Here is a 15,479-nt window from a genome sequence, read left to right as displayed (position 1 = left end):
ATGGGCTACCGAGCGGCATTCAGGATCTGGCGCGGCGACGACGGGGGCGGCGAACTGCGCGACTACACCGTCGAGGTGAACGAGGGGGAGGTCGTTCTCGACATCGTCCACCGGCTGCAGGCCACCCAGGCTCCCGACCTGGCGGTGCGATGGAACTGCAAGGCGGGCAAGTGCGGGTCCTGCTCGGCGGAGGTCAACGGCCGTCCGCGGCTGCTGTGTATGACCCGGATGTCGGTCTTCGCGGAGGACGAGGTGGTCACCGTGACCCCGCTGCGCACCTTCCCGGTGATCCGGGACCTGGTCACCGATGTGTCCTTCAACTACGCCAAGGCCCGGGAGATCCCGGCGTTCGCGCCCCCACCCGACCTGGCGCCGGGGGAGTACCGGATGCGGCAGATCGACGTGCAGCGGTCGCAGGAGTTCCGCAAGTGCATCGAGTGCTTCCTGTGCCAGAACGTCTGCCACGTGGTGCGCGACCACGAGGAGAACAAGGAGGCGTTCGCCGGACCCCGGTACCTGATGCGGATCGCCGAACTCGAGATGCATCCGCTCGACGTGGCCGACCGGCGCACCGCCGCCCAGGAAGAGCACGGACTGGGGCTGTGCAACATCACCAAGTGCTGCACCGAGGTGTGCCCGGAGAACATCCACATCACGGACAACGCGCTGATCCCGATGAAGGAACGCGTCGTCGACCGTCGCTACGACCCGATCGTCTGGCTCGGAAACAAGCTGTTCCGGCGCTGACCGGTCCGGCCGAATGTCACATGCGTTCAGTTGAACCGCACCGGTGTGACATTCGGTCCGGGCGCCTCGGCGCCGCCCGCGTGCAACCGGGTGCGGATGCCGTCGACGAACAGGGTCAGGCCGAAATCGAAGCGCACGGCCGGATCCCCGTCGAGCAGGTCGTCGTCCGAACCGGCCGCGGTCTCGGTGGCGACGTCGGGGGAGACGGGCTTGCGGGTCAGCGCCCCGAGTTCGGCGAGTTGCAGGCGGGACTGTTCGTCGACGGTGTGGCCGAGGACGTAGTGCAGCAGCGCGTATCCGGCGAGCTCGGCGTGCGCCCGGGACAACCGGGCCCGGAGCCCCGCCGCGACGAATGCCTCGCGCACCCGCGCAGTGGTCAGGCGCGACGCGTAGGTCGCGGCGACGAGTTCCGCGCCGTCTCGGTGCGCGAGCAGTGCGGCGCGGAAGCGATGCGCGAGTTCGCTGAGGGCGCCGTCCCACGTGGACGCGGTGGGCGGGGCCGCGACGCCGTCGAGGATGCGGTCGGCCATCGCCCCGAGCAGGGTCTGCTTGTTCGGGAAGTGCCAGTACAGGGCCCCGGGCTGGACGCCGAGCGAGGTGGCGAGCTTCCGCATCGTCAGGTCGCCGAGCCCGTACTCGTCGAGGATCGCCATCGCGCCGTCGAGGACGTCGCCGCGTCGCAACTGCACCGTTCGCTCCCGTCTGGTTCCCGAGCATCCGTCGCGTTGACAGTAGACCACCGTCACCCTAGCCTGAACGTCGTTCAAGTGAACGGTGTTCAAGTGTGCCGCGACCCGCATCCTCCAGGAGACTCCCGTGACCCAGGCCCCCGCCCGTGCCGACATCCTCGCCCTCGCCCGCGAACAGGTCCTGGGGCGTGGCGAGGGACTCGACCGCGAGCAGGTGCTCGAGGTGCTGCGGCTGCCCGACGACCGGCTCGAGGACCTGCTCGGCCTGGCCCACGAGGTCCGCATGACCTGGTGCGGCCCCGAGGTCGAGGTGGAGGGCATCATCAGCCTCAAGACCGGCGGCTGCCCCGAGGACTGCCACTTCTGCTCCCAGTCGGGACTGTTCGCCTCCCCGGTCCGCTCGGCGTGGCTCGACATCCCCAGCCTCGTCGAGGCCGCCAAGCAGACGGCCAAGACCGGCGCGACCGAGTTCTGCATCGTCGCCGCCGTCCGAGGGCCCGACGCGCGTCTGATGGCTCAGGTCGCCGCCGGTGTCGAAGCGATCCGCAACGAGGTCGACATCCAGGTGGCGTGTTCGCTCGGCATGCTCACCCGGGAGCAGGTCGACCAGCTCGCCGCGATGGGAGTGCACCGCTACAACCACAACCTCGAGACCGCCCGCTCGTTCTTCCCCCAGGTCGTCACCACCCACACCTGGGAGGAGCGGTGGGAGACGCTGCGGATGGTCCGTGAGGCCGGGATGGAGGTGTGCTGCGGCGGCATCCTGGGCATGGGGGAGACGCTCGAGCAGCGCGCCGAATTCGCCGCCGACCTGGCCGCCCTCGAACCCGACGAGGTGCCCCTGAACTTCCTCAACCCGCGCCCGGGCACCCCGTTCGGGGACCTCGAGGTCCTGCCGGCGGCGGAGGCGCTCAAGGCCGTTGCCGCCTTCCGGCTCGCGCTGCCGCGCACCATCCTGCGCTTCGCCGGCGGCCGCGAGATCACCCTCGGCGACCTCGGCGCCAAGCAGGGCATCCTCGGCGGCATCAACGCCGTCATCGTCGGCAACTACCTCACCACCCTCGGCCGGCCCGCCGAGTCCGACCTCGACCTGCTCGGCGAGCTGAAGATGCCGATCAAGGCGCTCGGCGAGACCCTCTAGGAGGCCGGTGTGTTCAATCCGTTCACCGGCCGGCCCGTGGACGAGGGCGCCCCGGTCCCGGCCGCGGCCCGGCTCGGTCTCGAACCGCCCCGGTTCTGCGAGCAGTGCGGACGGCGGATGATCGTGCAGATCGCCCCCGACGGCTGGTGGGCCCGGTGCTCACGGCACGGGATGCTCGATTCGAGCCTGACCGAACGTCGCTGAGACGGGGGCCGGCCGCCGGCGGGCACGGTCGCAGCGCGTCCGCCGGCGGCCGGACCCGGCTCAGTCGAGGATGGCGGTCGCTTCGACTTCGACGAGCACATCCGGCTCGAACAGGTAGTCCACGCCGACGAGGGAGGCCGGCGGCACCGGCACGGGCAGCCCGATCTCCTCGGCGACCTGTTCGAGGCCCGCCATGAAGTCGGTGATCTTCTCCGGTGCCCAGTTCGTGACGTAGAAGGTCAGCCGCAGGACGTCGCCGAACCCCGCCCCCGCACCGGCCAGTCCGGTTGCGGTGTTCCGCAACGCCTGGGCGACCTGTCCCGCCAGATCGCCGGGTGAGACGGGGGTGCCGTCCGCGAGCCGGGCGATCTGGCCGGCGACGTGGACATGGCGGGTGCCCGTGCCGACGGCGACGTGGTGGTACGGGGTGGGCTGGGTCATGCCTTCGGGGGTCAGGTATCGAACGGTCATGGGGTGCTCCTCGCTCATCGATCCGAACAGGTATCACAGTGATACTTGGTCTCCGAAGGTCACTTCAACGAGACTAGGTGTCGTGCGCGATACCACCTCGGACGCCCTCGGTGCACTCACGGTCACCGCACCGCATCGTGAGCTGCTCGATCAGATCCTCGACAAGTGGTCGTTGGCGGTGTGCAACGAGCTGTGCGAGCGTCCGAGCCGGTTCAACGAGCTGCGGCGCGCGATCCCCGCCGTGACGCAGAAGTCGCTGACCGCGACCCTGCGTCGACTCGAACGCAACGGCATCGTCGAGCGCACGCTCCTCAGTTCCCGCCCGGTCGCGGTCGAATACCGGATGACCCCGCTCGGTAAGACGCTCCGCCCGCCGGTCGACGTCCTCCTCGCGTGGGCCGACGCGCACCTGCCCGAAATCGACGCCGCCCGCGCGCGCTTCGATGCGGAGTCGGACCTCGCCTGAGGCGCCGCGTCCGGGGCTCGCGGAATCGGGGTGCGCGCGAACTCCGGGTGCGATCCGGGCGCCGTGCGGCGGGCCAGGGCGGATCGCCCCCGGGTGCTGACCCCCGCCCCGCCGGGTCCACCCGGGCGCCGGCACCGGTCAACCCGGCGGGCGCAGGGCGGCGAACTCGTCGGTGACGCGCAGGCGCGACTCGGTGAAGCGGAACAGCGCGGGAGGCCGGCCGCCGGCCCGGCCGGACGGCGCGGTGGTGCCGGTGGGGGTCAGGACGTCGCGCCGCTTGAGCACGCGCTGCAGGTTCGTGGCGTCCACCTGGTATCCGAGTGCCGCGCAGTAGATCTCGCGCAACGTGGACATGGCGAACTCGGCCGGGGCCAGCCCGAAGGCGATGTTGGTGTACGACAGCTTGGCGGCCAGGCGGGTGCGCGCGTTCTCGACCATGATCCCGTGGTCGAAGGACATCGCCGGCAGGTCCGAGACGGGATGCCAGGCGGTGTCCCCGGGTAGCCGGGGATCGGAGGTGATCGGCACCAGCCCGAGGTACGTCGAGGCGATCGTGCGCGGTCCCGGCACGCGGTGCGGATCGGAGAACACCGAGAGCTGCTCGAGGTGCGCCACCTCGCGCACGTCGACCTTCTCGGCCAGCTGGCGGCGCGCGGAGGTGGTGAGGTCCTCGTCGTCGCGGAGGCGGCCTCCGGGCAGCGACCAGGTGCCCGCCTGCGGGTCGAGGGCACGCTGCCACAGCAGCACTCCGAGCTCGGTCTTCGTGCCCCCGTGGGTGTCCGGGAATCGGCGGACCTGGAACACGACGATGAGCACTTCGTGAAGGGTGCTACCATGTGTCATGTTTTCGATCCTAAGTCGAAAACCACCGAATACGGAAATCCGGGCACAGCCCGCCCGGTGCACGGCGAAGGAGCAGGCCATGACCACTACGACGTGGGCGGGCGCACAGACCCCGATCCAGGACGGACCCGCCGGTTACACGGGCGTCGAGGCGACCCCGGAATGGGCCCAGGAGGTCCGGCGACTGGCGCGTGAGCGCAACGCCACGTTGCTGGCGCACAACTACCAGCTGCCCGCCATCCAGGACGTTGCCGACCACGTCGGCGACTCCCTCGCCCTCTCGCGCATCGCCGCCGAGGCCGAGGAGGACACCATCGTCTTCTGCGGCGTGCACTTCATGGCCGAGACCGCGAAGATCCTCAGTCCCACCAAGACGGTCCTCATCCCCGACGAGCGGGCCGGCTGCTCGCTCGCGGACTCGATCACCGCCGAGCAGTTGCGCGAATGGAAGGCCGATCATCCCGACGCGGTCGTCGTGTCGTACGTCAACACCACCGCCGAGGTCAAGGGCCTGACCGACATCTGCTGCACCTCCTCGAACGCGGTCGACGTCGTCGCCTCCATCGACCCCGACCGCGAGGTGCTCTTCCTGCCCGACCAATTCCTCGGCGCCCACGTCAAGCGCGTGACCGGCCGGCAGAACATGCACATCTGGGCGGGCGAATGCCACGTGCACGCCGGGATCAACGGCGACGAACTCGCCGCCAAGTCCAAGGCGCACCCCGACGCCGAGCTGTTCGTCCACCCCGAGTGCGGCTGCGCGACGTCCGCGCTGTACCTCGCGGGCGAGGGCTTCGTCGCCGACGACAAGGTCAAGATCCTGTCGACCGGCGGCATGCTCGACGCGGCCCGCGCCACCGGCGCGAAGCAGGTTCTCGTCGCCACCGAGGTGGGCATGCTGCACCAGCTGCGCAAGGCCGCACCCGGAGTCGACTTCCAGGCCGTCAACGACCGCGCGTCCTGCCCCTACATGAAGATGATCACCCCGGCCGCGTTGCTGCGCTGCCTGCAGGAGGGCAAGGACGAGGTCCACGTCGACCCGGCCGTCGCCGAGCGGGCGCGGCAGTCGGTGCAGCGGATGATCGCCATCGGCAACCCCGGCGGCGGGGAGTGATCATGTCCTCCGGTGTCGGCGCGGCCCGAGCGGAGCGGCAGGACACGATCCGCTGGGAGGCCCGCGCCGACCTCGTGGTGGTCGGGGGCGGCGTGGCCGGCCTCACCGCCGCCCGCGCCGCGTCCCGGCGCGGACTGCGGGTACTGACCGTCAGCAAGGGCGGCCCCACCGACACCGCCACCCAGTACGCGCAGGGCGGCATCGCCGTCGTCGCCCCGGGCCCGGCGGATTCCGTGGACGCCCACGTCGCCGACACGTGCGCCGCCGGTGCCGGTCTGTGCGACGAGGCGGCCGTGCGGTCCATCGTCTCCGGCGGCCAGGATGCCGTCGCCGCGCTCACCGACCTCGGCGCCGTGTTCGACCGCGGCCGCGACGGCGGCATCGCCCGCACCCGCGAGGGCGGGCACAGCACCCGGCGCATCATCCACGCCGGCGGCGACGCCACCGGCGCCGAGATCCAGCGTGCCCTGGGCGCTGCCGGCCTGCCGGTGCTCTTCGGGGCCACCGCCGCCCGCGTCCTCACCGACGACGGTGGAGTCACCGGGCTGCTCGTCCTCGACGGCCGGGGCCTCGGTGTCGTCCACGCCCCGGCCGTGCTGCTGGCCACCGGCGGTCTCGGGCAGCTGTACGCGTGCAGCACAAACCCGGCCGGCGCCACCGCCGACGGGATCGCGCTGGCGCTGGACGCCGGCGCCGCCGTCGCCGACCTCGAGTTCGTGCAGTTCCACCCGACCGTGCTGTTCGCGGCCGGATCCGTCGGCCGCCGCCCACTCGTCAGCGAGGCCGTGCGCGGCGAGGGCGCACGCCTCGTGGACAGCGCGGGCCGCTCGGTCACCGCCGGAGCGCATCCCCTCGGCGACCTCGCACCGCGCGACGTCGTCTCCCGTGCCATCGCCACCCGGCTCGCCGAACTCGGCGACGACCACGTCCTGCTCGATGCGCGGCACCTGGAGGGATTCGCGCGGCGGTTCCCGACCGTCACGGCCTCCCTCGCGCAGGTGGGCCTGGACCCGGCTCGGGACCTGATCCCCGTCGCCCCGGCCGCGCACTACTCGTGCGGTGGGGTCGTCACCGACGTGTACGGCCGCACCGGCGTTCCGGGGCTGTACGCGGCGGGCGAGGTCGCCCGCACCGGCCTGCACGGGGGCAACCGGCTCGCCTCCAACAGCCTGCTCGAGGGCCTCGTCGTCGGCGAACGCGCCGGCGTGGCAGCGGCCGAGGAACGCGGTGGACTGCGCGTCGAGACCGCCGACGCCGACCTGCCCGCGCGGCCCCGCGCACCCCGGGCGGCGCTGCAGCAGCTGATGACCCGGCACGCCTCCGTCGTCCGCGATGCGACCGGACTCGCCGTCGCCGGGGCGAACCTCGCTGCCGCCCCGACCGACCGGTGCGCCGACGCGCCGGCACTCGAGGACGCCGCGCTCACCGTCGCGGCCCGGGCCCTGACCCTCGCAGCCGGCGCCCGGACCGAGAGCCGCGGATGCCACACCCGTTCGGACCATCCCGGCACCGACCCCGCCCAGCGTCGCAGCCTCGAGACGCGGCTCGATGCGGACGGCGAGATCACGCTGCACACACCACAACTCACAGGAGCGCACTGAATGGCCAGTACCGAGCTGCCCGCCGGACTCGATCGGGACGAGACGCTCGCGCTGGTGCGCGTCGCCCTCGACGAGGACCTGCGCTACGGCCCGGATGTGACCACCGACGCCACGGTGCCCGCCGATGCCGTGGCCACGGCATCGGTGGTGCCGCGCAGCCCCGGCACCGTCGCCGGGATCGACATCGGTCTGCTGGTGCTCGACGAGGTCCTCGGCGCCGGCAACTACGAGGTGCTCGACCGTGCCGTCGACGGGCACCGCGCCGAGGCGGGGGAGACCGTCCTGACGGTGCAGGCACCCACCCGGGGCCTGCTCACCGCCGAGCGCACCATGCTGAACCTGATGTGTCACCTGTCCGGCATCGCCACGGCCACCGCTCGGTGGGTGGACGCCGTCGCCGGCACCGACGCGAAGATCCGCGACAGCCGCAAGACCCTGCCCGGCCTGCGCGCGCTGCAGAAGTACGCGGTGCGGGTCGGTGGTGGGGTCAACCACCGGATGGGTCTCGGCGACGCCGCGCTGATCAAGGACAACCACGTCGTCGCCGCCGGTTCGGTCGTCGCGGCGCTGCGGGCCGTGCGGGCCCAGGCCCCCGGCCTCGAGTGCGAGGTGGAGGTCGACAGCCTCGAGCAGTTCGACGAGGTGCTCGCCGAGAACGTCGAGCTGATCCTGCTCGACAACTTCCCGCTGTGGCAGACGCAGATCGCGGTGCAGCGGCGTAACACCCACGCGCCGCGGACTCGCCTCGAGTCCTCCGGGGGCCTGACCCTCGACGTGGCCGCGGACTACGCCCGCACCGGCGTCGACTACCTCGCCGTCGGCGCGTTGACCCATTCGGTGAGCGTCCTCGACCTCGGTCTCGACATGTGACGCCACGCCGAGCCGCGCGTGGCGCCGGCCGCGCCGATCGCGTACAACTGGCTACGTATCCGCCGCCGTGAGGCACCTCACGGCGGCGGCGCGCGTCCGGCGGGTCACAGGGGGCCCACCACGAACGAGTTCCCCGGCGGGGGAGCGGAGAGAGTTCGCATGCGTCTGCCGATGGCACCGACCGACTCGATGTTCCTGCTCGGCGAGTCGCGCGAACATCCCATGCATGTCGGGGGACTGATCCTGCTGCAGCCGCCGCCGGGCGGCGACGCCCGTACCCTGCGCACCTTGTTCGACGCGGCCCTCGCCCGTGACGACGTGGCGTCCCTGTGGCGCCGACGAGCCGTCCGCTCGCTCACCACCTTCGGGATGTGGGCGTGGGAGGACGATCCGCACTTCGATCTCGAGTACCACGTCCGGCGCGACGCGCTGCCGCAGCCCGGCGGGAACGCCGAACTGCGCGCGCTGGTGTCCCGGCTGCACAGCACCCTGCTCGACCGCAGCCGGCCGCTGTGGGAGATGCACCTGATCGAGGGTCTCGTCGACGGCCGGTACGCGATCTACACGAAGATCCACCACGCCCTCGCCGACGGGGTCGGTGCCATGCGGCTGCTGCACCGGGCCCTGAGCGCCGACCCGGACCGCACCGACATGCCGGCGCCCTGGTCGCCCTTCCCGTCCCCGGACCCGGTGCACTCCGCGGTGGGGACCGCGCTCGACCTGCCGGGCGTGACGGTGCGCGCCGTGCGCGGCGTGATCGACGAGGCCGTCGGGATGGTGCCCGCCGTGGTCGGGACCGTGGACCGGGCCCTGCGGGGCCGCGGTGGCGCGATGTCGCTCGCGGCGCCGCGCACGATGTTCAACGTCTCCATCGCCGGTGGCCGCCGCTTCGCCGCGCACGACTGGTCGCTGGTGCGGCTGCGGCGCGTCGCCGAGGCGGCCCGCGCCACCGTCAACGATGTCGTTCTCGCGATGTCCGCGGGAGCACTGCGCGCCTATCTGCTCGAACACGAGGCCCTGCCCGACGATTCGCTCGTCGCGATGGTGCCGGTCTCGCTGCGGCGGGAGAAGACCACCGAGGGCGGCAACGACGTCGGCGTCCTGATGTGCCCGCTGGCGACCCACCTCGACGACTCGGCGGCGCGCCTGCTCGCCGTCAGGGACGCGATGGTCGACGGCAAGCAGTCCCTGCGGGGCCGCTCCCAGACGGCGCTGCTCACCGTGAGTGCCCTGGGCATGGCACCGCTCGCGGTGGGGGTGCTCACCGGCAACCGGGCCGTGGTCCGCCCGCCGTTCAACGTGATCGTCTCCAACGTGCCCGGCCCGACCGAGCCGCTGTACTGGAACGGTGCCCGCGTCGACGCCCTGTACCCGCTGTCGGTGCCGGTCGACGGGCAGGCCCTCAACATCACCTGCACCAGCACCGACGACCGGATCGCCTTCGGTCTGACCTCGTGCAGCCGCAGCGTCCCGCGGCTCGATCGTCTCCTCGGGCACCTCGACGACGAACTCACCGCACTCGAACGCGCCTTCGGGGTGCCGGCCGCCGGCCACGATCGGTCGGGCTAGGCTCGCCGGCGTGACTTCCTTCGAGCCCGCCGTCGTCGCGGCCGTGACCCGGCACATGAACGACGACCACGCCGACGACAACCTGCTGGTGGTCCGTGCGTTCGCCGAACCCACGGCAGACGTCGCGCGCATGACCGGCGTGCACACCGAGTTCGGCGAGTGGGTCGCCGAGGTGGGCGGCACCGAGACGACGGTGCGGGTGCCGTGGCTCGAACCCGTCGCCGACCGGGCGGGGATCCGTACCGCGGTCGTCGCCCTGTATCACGCCGCGTGCGAGCGGCTCGGCGTGCCGCCGCGACAGCACTGACCGGACGCTAGGCCGCGGTGGCCGTGCGGCGCACGGTGGCGAGGAACGCGGCGGCAGCGAAGAACAGCCCGGAGAACACCCGGCCGGTGAGGCGCTGCTGGTGTGGCGAGCGCATCAGCGTCAGCACCCGTGCCGCCAGACCCGTGTATCCGGTCATGACGATCATGTCGACGGTCACCATGGTCGCCGCGATGATCAGGTACTGCTGCAGCAGCGGAGCCCCGGGATCGAGGAACTGCGGCAGTACGGCCAGCATGAACACCACAGCCTTCGGGTTGCTCGCGTTGATCAGGAAGCCGCGGGCCACCAGGACCGGTGCCGAGCCGAGACCCGGCGCCGCGTCGGGGGTGACCTCGGTGGGCCGCGTGCGCCACTGGCGCACTCCCAGATAGACGAGGTAGGCGACGCCGAACCACTTGATCACCGTGAAGGCGGCGGCGGATCCGGCGAGGATCGCGCCGACGCCGGCGGCGACCACGACGATCTGCAGCAGCAGGCCGAGTTGCAGTCCGACGATGTTCCACCAGCCGCGCCGCAACCCGTGGGCGAGGCCCGAGGACATCGATGCGATGGCGCCGGCGCCGGGGGAGAGGCTGATCATCCAGGACGCGCCGAGCAGGGCCACCCAGGTCTGCCAGGTCATCCCGCCATGCTACGACCGGGCCGGGCGGGTCATCTCGGCACCGGTGCCGGCACCGGCACCGGCCAGGGCTCGCCGGTGACGGCCCGGTAGGCGGCGACCCCGTCGGTCGGGCGGCGCATCAGATCCGGATCGGTGCGCACGTCGACGGTGTAGAGGCCGAAACGTGGTGTGTAGCTTCCCCACTCGTAGTTGTCGGTGATCGACCAGTAGTTGTATCCGAAGACGGGGGCGCCGTCGGCCGCGGCTCGGCGCACCCGGTCGACGTGCTCACGCAGGTGTCGCGCCCGGGTCCAGCCGTCGGCGCGGGGCGCCCCGTCGGCGGTGGGCATTCCGTTCTCCACGACGTACAGCGGCAGCCCGGGGTAACGGTGGGTGTAGTGCATCAGCGCTTCGTACATCCCGTCGGGATGCGGAACGATCGAGGCGAAGTCGTCGGTGAGCGCGTGGATCGCGCTCGGGTTGTCCACCGTGGCGCCGTAGTAGTAGTCCAGGCCGAGGAAGTCGAGGGTGTCGCGGACCCGGTCGACGAACAGCGTGTCGAGTCCGGTCTGGACGCCGGGTATGTATGCGGTGTTCGACGTCACGCGCGCCCCCGGATCCAGTTCGTGGATCCGGGCATAGACGGCGCGGTGCGCGACGACCAGGGCGTCGAACATGCGCGGGACGTCGCCGGCGGTGAGCCCGCCGAAGGCGAGTTCCTTCTGGACGTAGATGGTCGGTTCGTTGATCGTCACCCACATCACCCCCTGCCCGGCGTACCGGGCGACGACCCGCTCGGCGTTGGCGAGCCACGCCTCGATCGTGGCGGGATCGCGCCAGCCGCCGCGGTCGGCGATCCAGCCGGGGTACACCCAGTGGTCGAGGGTGATCATCGGGATCATGCCGTGCCCGCGCACCGCCGCGACCACGTCGTCGTAGTAGCGCAGTTCGGTCTCGTCCCAGTCGTGTGGGGTGGGTTGGATGCGGGACCACTCGACCGAGAACCGGAACACGTCCACCCCGAGGCCTGCGGCGGCGGCGATGTCCTCCCGGTAGCGGTGCCGGAAATCCACCGACGTGCCGACAGGTTCGCGGGTGTGGCCCGCCGCGGCGTATCGGGTCCAGTTGCTGTCCGGCGGTGAGCCTTCGGACTGGAAGCCCGAACTCGACACGCCCCACAGGAACCCGTCGGCCGGGGCGTGGGCGGGCGCCGCCGGCGCCGCCGCGGCGGGGGTTGCGACGACGGCCAGTACCACCGCCACCGCGGCCCTCGAGGCCACCGCGACCGCGGCCGCCCGGACTGCGGTGGCGGAGATCCTCATCGGGAGTGCGCGGCGATCCGGGCAGCGAGCCGTGGCCACAGGTCGGCGAGGGCGCGCCGGCCGACGAACAACCCGAGGTGCCCGGCATCGACCTCGTGCACCGTGATGTCACCCGCGGGGGTGCGCACCTGGTCGGCGAGGGCGAGGACCTGTCCCGGTGGCACCACGAGGTCCTGTCGACCGAGGACGATGTGCACGGGGCACTCGACGGCGGTCAGGTCCACCGTGCCGGCAGCGGTGGTGACGGCGCCGGCGACGAGGTCGTTGCCGATGAACAGGTGCTCGAGGATCCACGTCCGGAACGCCGCAGGGATCTCCTGCCGCCAGAGGAACCACCGGCGTTCCTCGATCGCCTGGGCGAGGGTCTCGGGGTCGTCGAGCAGACCCAGCAGTTCGAGGCTGCGCTCGATCTCGCTCACCGGGTCGGTGGGCAGCACCCCGAACAGCCGGCCGGTGTCGTACCACAGGTTCAGCACGGACGTGGACACCGCGCGGGGCAGGTGGTCGAAGGCGACGGCAGCGGGACGGTCGGCGTGGAAGTCGATCGGCGCCCCCGCGACGGTGAGGCTGTGCACGGTCTGCGGGTGCAGGGCGGTGTGCATCGCCGCGAGCCAGCCGCCCTGGCTGCCGCCGATCAGGTTGACCCGACCGCCGAGCAGGTCGACGGCCTCGGCGAGGACGGCGAGATGGTCGTCGAGGGAGGCGCTGTCGGTGGCCGGACCGGCGGGGGCCCAGTCCAGGCAGTACAGCCGTGTCAGCCCGCCGCCGCGCAGGGCCTGGACCTGACTGCGGTCGGAGGAGAGATCGACGATGCACGAGTGCGACCCGGACTGCGGCGGCAGCAGCAGGGTGGGTACGGCTTCCGGTTCCGGGGCGTCGGGGTCGCTGCAGTCACGCAGCCGGGCGAGCGGCCAGGAGTGTGCGACGGGCCACGGATGCGCCCAGTGCGGTGGTTCGCGGTCGGTGAGCGCCCGCCACCAGTCGGCGATGTCGGTCGCGACGTCGAGTGGATGCGCGCCGCGCCGGGCCAGGGTGGCCAGGTAGCTGCTCCAACCGGCGATCGCCGCCGCCCCGAGACGGAACGGGGCGGCGGCGATCGCGACGGTCTGCAGGGCATCCATGGGGTTCATTGAACCGGCGCCCGGCGTGGTGGTACGGCTTCTCCGTCGCGATCGCGACGGAAAAGACGCACAATCGATCACTTGAGGAGATCGCGGGCGGTGGTGGTGACCGTGGCGGTCAGCTCCCGGGCGAAGGAGACCTGCGCCTTGGTGAGGTCCTCGACCCAGCCGACGGGGCTGGCGGAGGCGAGCTTCTCCTGCAGGTCGAGCAGGCTCGACACGGCGCGCTCGTAGGTGTCGACGGTCAGGTTGCCGCTCTGCTTGGCGGCGTCGACGACCTTGTCGTTGAACTCGCTCAGGCGGGCGGCGCTGTCGTCGAGGGCCTTGGTGAACTCGGCGGTGGCCTGGTTGGCGGCGGCGGTGGCCGACTCGGCGATCTTCTGAGCGGCGGCGGTGGCGTCCGCGGTGGCCTTGGCAGCGGCCTCGTTGGCCTTGGCGGCGTCGGCGGTGGTCTTGGCGACGGCGGCGTCGACCGGGGTCTTGGCGGTGGTCATGGCGTTCCTTCCGTTCGAGTGTGCGACAGCGCCTCGGAGGACGCTGTTAGCAGGTTAGCAGGATGATTGCTAACGGGCAAGTCCTCAGCTGAAGACGTACGTACCCGGAGCATCCTCGAGCGGGGGATGGGCGGTACTCCCCATGGCCGGCGGCGCCACCAGTTCCCCGGCGCGCTTGTTCGACCACGCCGTCCAGTCCTCCCACCACGAGTGCTCGTAGCGGGTGGCGGCCTCGTCCCAGACCTGCGGATCCGCGGGCAGGGGGGTGCCGGACTCGGCGTCCGGCGCGCCGACGGCCTTGAACCACACCCGCTTGCCCGGGGGGTTCACCGCACCGGCGACGTGCCCGCCGTTGGTGAGCACGTAGCGCACGTCGCCCCCGAGCAGGTTCACCGCCTGGTACGACGACGTCCAGGGCACGATGTGGTCGTTGATCGCGCCGACGACATAGGTGTCACACGCGATGTCGTGCAGGTTCAGCGGCTGGCCGTCGAGCACGTAGAGGCCCTCGGCGAGCTCGTTGCGGCCGTAGAGCGACCGGAGGTAGTGCGAGTGCATCTCCGCGGGCATGCTCGTGCTGTCCTCGTTCCACGCGAGGATGTCGAAGGCCGCCGGCTTCTCGCCCTTCATCCACCGCGAGACCCAGTAGTTGAAGACGAGGTCCTTCGCGCGGATCATGTCGAAGCTGCCGGCCATCTCCTTGCCGGACAGGAAGCCCTGCTGCCGCATCCGGAACTCGACGAGGTCCAGCGTCGCCGGGTCGGTCAGCAGACCCAGTTCCCCGACCTGGCTGTAGTCGAGCAGCGTGTTGAGCATCGTGAAGGCGCTCACGCGCTTGTCGCCGACGGCGAACGCGCGCGCGGCGGCCATCGCGGCCATCGCGCCGCCGAGGCAGATGGAGAGCACCTCGATCTTCGGCGAGCCGGTGATCTCCTCGACCACGTCCAGCGCAGTGGCGATGCCGTCGACGTAGTAGTCGTCCATCGTGATGTGCCGCATCGACTCGTCCGGGTTCCGGTACGAGATCATGAACACGGTTCGGCCGTGCTGGACCGCCCATTCGGCGAGGCTCCGGCCGGGCGCGAGGTCGAGGATGTAGTACTTGTTGATCCAGGGCGGTGCGGCCAGGATCGGCACCGCGTGCACCTGCTCGGTCTGCGGCGCGTACTGGATCAGCTCGATCAGGTCGTTGCGGAAGACCACCTTGCCGGGTGTGGCCGCGAGGTTCTCGCCGACGGTGAACGCGTCCGAATCCACCTTCAACGGCAGGCCGCCGCGGTTGAGGATGTCGTGCGCGGCGTAGCGGGCGCCGCGCAGCAGGCTCGCCCCGCCGGTCTCGAAGGCGCGGGTGAGCACACCGGGATTCCACAGGAAGTTCGACGGCGCCAACGCGTCGAACATCAGGTTCGCGAACTGGCGTGCCTTACCGTCCTGCAGCGGATCGCCGGAGCCGGCCTCGGTGAGTTCCTCGACGTAGGCCCGCGTGGCCAGGTAGCTCTGCAGGAGCGAGAAGTACGCGGGGTTCTCCTGCCACGCGGTGTCGGAGAAGCGGCGGTCCCGCGGGTCGACCGGCATCGGTGCGTCGGGATCGTTCGCGTTGAACACGCGGGTGGCCGCGGCCGGGATCTTCGCCAGCCGGCCCGCGTACTCCGCCGTCGCGGCGGTGACGGCCTGAGGGTTGCGGACCGCGCGTCCGGCCACCGACGTCACTGCGGGACCCCAGCCGATCGGGTCCAGGGTCGACTTCAACTTCTTGTGCACGTGGTCGAGCAAGGGACATCTCCAGACGAGGAAGAGGGGTGTGTCCCGAGGGTGACACCGCGTGCCGAGCCGCGCATCTTACCGCGAGGTACATGCGAGCTGCACGTCCCGGGCATGGTCCGGGACGGGCCCCTCAC

Annotated in this window: 17 protein-coding genes; 9 read left to right on the top strand and 8 right to left on the bottom strand. The window is 71.5% G+C overall.

The features are described 5' to 3' along the window. On the top strand, positions 1 to 747 hold the full coding sequence (locus tag LZP97_RS09100; RefSeq protein ID WP_010595243.1) for a succinate dehydrogenase/fumarate reductase iron-sulfur subunit: 747 nt from the start codon (positions 1 to 3) through the stop codon (positions 745 to 747). Between the two features lie 26 nt (positions 748 to 773). Here LZP97_RS09100 and LZP97_RS09095 read toward each other — a convergent pair whose 3' ends face one another. Next, positions 774 to 1,436 (bottom strand): TetR/AcrR family transcriptional regulator C-terminal domain-containing protein, encoded by a 663-nt coding sequence (locus tag LZP97_RS09095; RefSeq protein ID WP_010595244.1) that lies wholly within the window; start codon positions 1,434 to 1,436, stop codon positions 774 to 776. 127 nt (positions 1,437 to 1,563) lie between these two features. On the opposite strand from LZP97_RS09095, the gene bioB reads away from it, so the two are divergent. After that, a complete protein-coding gene (bioB, locus tag LZP97_RS09090; RefSeq protein ID WP_048771145.1) occupies positions 1,564 to 2,577 on the top strand; it encodes a biotin synthase BioB in 1,014 nt (337 codons plus the stop codon). A 9-nt stretch (positions 2,578 to 2,586) separates the two neighbouring features. Then, on the top strand, positions 2,587 to 2,781 hold the full coding sequence (gene bsaP, locus LZP97_RS09085) for a biotin synthase auxiliary protein BsaP (RefSeq protein WP_003935826.1): 195 nt from the start codon (positions 2,587 to 2,589) through the stop codon (positions 2,779 to 2,781). A 60-nt stretch (positions 2,782 to 2,841) separates the two neighbouring features. Here the strand turns inward: bsaP and LZP97_RS09080 are convergent, their stop codons facing one another. Beyond that, a complete protein-coding gene (locus LZP97_RS09080) occupies positions 2,842 to 3,252 on the bottom strand; it encodes a RidA family protein (protein WP_017681416.1) in 411 nt (136 codons plus the stop codon). 82 nt (positions 3,253 to 3,334) lie between these two features. On the opposite strand from LZP97_RS09080, the gene LZP97_RS09075 reads away from it, so the two are divergent. Next, positions 3,335 to 3,718 (top strand): winged helix-turn-helix transcriptional regulator, encoded by a 384-nt coding sequence (locus LZP97_RS09075; protein WP_010595247.1) that lies wholly within the window; start codon positions 3,335 to 3,337, stop codon positions 3,716 to 3,718. 138 nt (positions 3,719 to 3,856) lie between these two features. On the opposite strand, the gene LZP97_RS09070 is transcribed toward LZP97_RS09075, so the two are convergent. Beyond that, a complete protein-coding gene (locus LZP97_RS09070; protein ID WP_010595248.1) occupies positions 3,857 to 4,561 on the bottom strand; it encodes an NUDIX hydrolase in 705 nt (234 codons plus the stop codon). 79 nt (positions 4,562 to 4,640) lie between these two features. On the opposite strand from LZP97_RS09070, the gene nadA reads away from it, so the two are divergent. The 5 genes from nadA (at position 4,641) to LZP97_RS09045 (ending at position 10,022) form a co-directional block, all read left to right on the top strand. Next, complete coding sequence (nadA, locus tag LZP97_RS09065) at positions 4,641 to 5,675, top strand: quinolinate synthase NadA (RefSeq protein WP_048771020.1); 1,035 nt, start codon at positions 4,641 to 4,643, stop codon at positions 5,673 to 5,675. A gap of 2 nt (positions 5,676 to 5,677) precedes the next feature. Beyond that, the gene (locus tag LZP97_RS09060; protein WP_048771147.1) at positions 5,678 to 7,276 is read left to right on the top strand and encodes an L-aspartate oxidase; all 1,599 of its coding nucleotides are present in this window, start codon (positions 5,678 to 5,680) and stop codon (positions 7,274 to 7,276) included. Next, on the top strand, positions 7,277 to 8,146 hold the full coding sequence (gene nadC / locus LZP97_RS09055) for a carboxylating nicotinate-nucleotide diphosphorylase (RefSeq protein ID WP_048771021.1): 870 nt from the start codon (positions 7,277 to 7,279) through the stop codon (positions 8,144 to 8,146). A gap of 159 nt (positions 8,147 to 8,305) precedes the next feature. Then, positions 8,306 to 9,715, top strand: a complete 1,410-nt coding sequence (locus tag LZP97_RS09050; RefSeq protein ID WP_048771024.1) for a WS/DGAT/MGAT family O-acyltransferase — start codon at positions 8,306 to 8,308, stop codon at positions 9,713 to 9,715. 10 nt (positions 9,716 to 9,725) lie between these two features. After that, the gene (locus LZP97_RS09045; protein ID WP_010595253.1) at positions 9,726 to 10,022 is read left to right on the top strand and encodes a DUF2470 domain-containing protein; all 297 of its coding nucleotides are present in this window, start codon (positions 9,726 to 9,728) and stop codon (positions 10,020 to 10,022) included. A gap of 7 nt (positions 10,023 to 10,029) precedes the next feature. Here the strand turns inward: LZP97_RS09045 and LZP97_RS09040 are convergent, their stop codons facing one another. The 5 genes from LZP97_RS09040 to LZP97_RS09020 form a co-directional block, all read right to left on the bottom strand. After that, positions 10,030 to 10,665 carry a LysE family transporter gene (locus tag LZP97_RS09040; protein ID WP_040272571.1) on the bottom strand — a complete coding sequence of 212 codons (636 nt, stop codon included), beginning with the start codon at positions 10,663 to 10,665 and terminating at the stop codon, positions 10,030 to 10,032. 29 nt (positions 10,666 to 10,694) lie between these two features. Next, entirely contained in the window at positions 10,695 to 11,966 is a 1,272-nt protein-coding gene (locus LZP97_RS09035; protein ID WP_048771026.1) for a family 1 glycosylhydrolase, read from the bottom strand. After that, positions 11,963 to 13,087, bottom strand: coding sequence for a DUF3141 domain-containing protein (locus LZP97_RS09030; protein WP_048771028.1), 1,125 nt, complete (start codon positions 13,085 to 13,087; stop codon positions 11,963 to 11,965). Before LZP97_RS09030 ends, LZP97_RS09035 begins: the two co-directional genes overlap by 4 nt. A 77-nt stretch (positions 13,088 to 13,164) precedes the next feature. Then, positions 13,165 to 13,581 carry a hypothetical protein gene (locus LZP97_RS09025; protein ID WP_010595257.1) on the bottom strand — a complete coding sequence of 139 codons (417 nt, stop codon included), beginning with the start codon at positions 13,579 to 13,581 and terminating at the stop codon, positions 13,165 to 13,167. An 84-nt stretch (positions 13,582 to 13,665) separates the two neighbouring features. Then, complete coding sequence (locus tag LZP97_RS09020; protein WP_017681423.1) at positions 13,666 to 15,354, bottom strand: PHA/PHB synthase family protein; 1,689 nt, start codon at positions 15,352 to 15,354, stop codon at positions 13,666 to 13,668. Between the last annotated feature and the right edge of the window lie 125 nt (positions 15,355 to 15,479).

This window comes from Rhodococcus sp. DMF-1, assembly GCF_021441945.1.
Classification (GTDB): Bacteria; Actinomycetota; Actinomycetes; order Mycobacteriales; family Mycobacteriaceae; genus Rhodococcus; species Rhodococcus ruber.
Note: the sequence above shows the minus strand (reverse complement) of the source record. Positions and strands in the feature narration are given on the sequence as shown.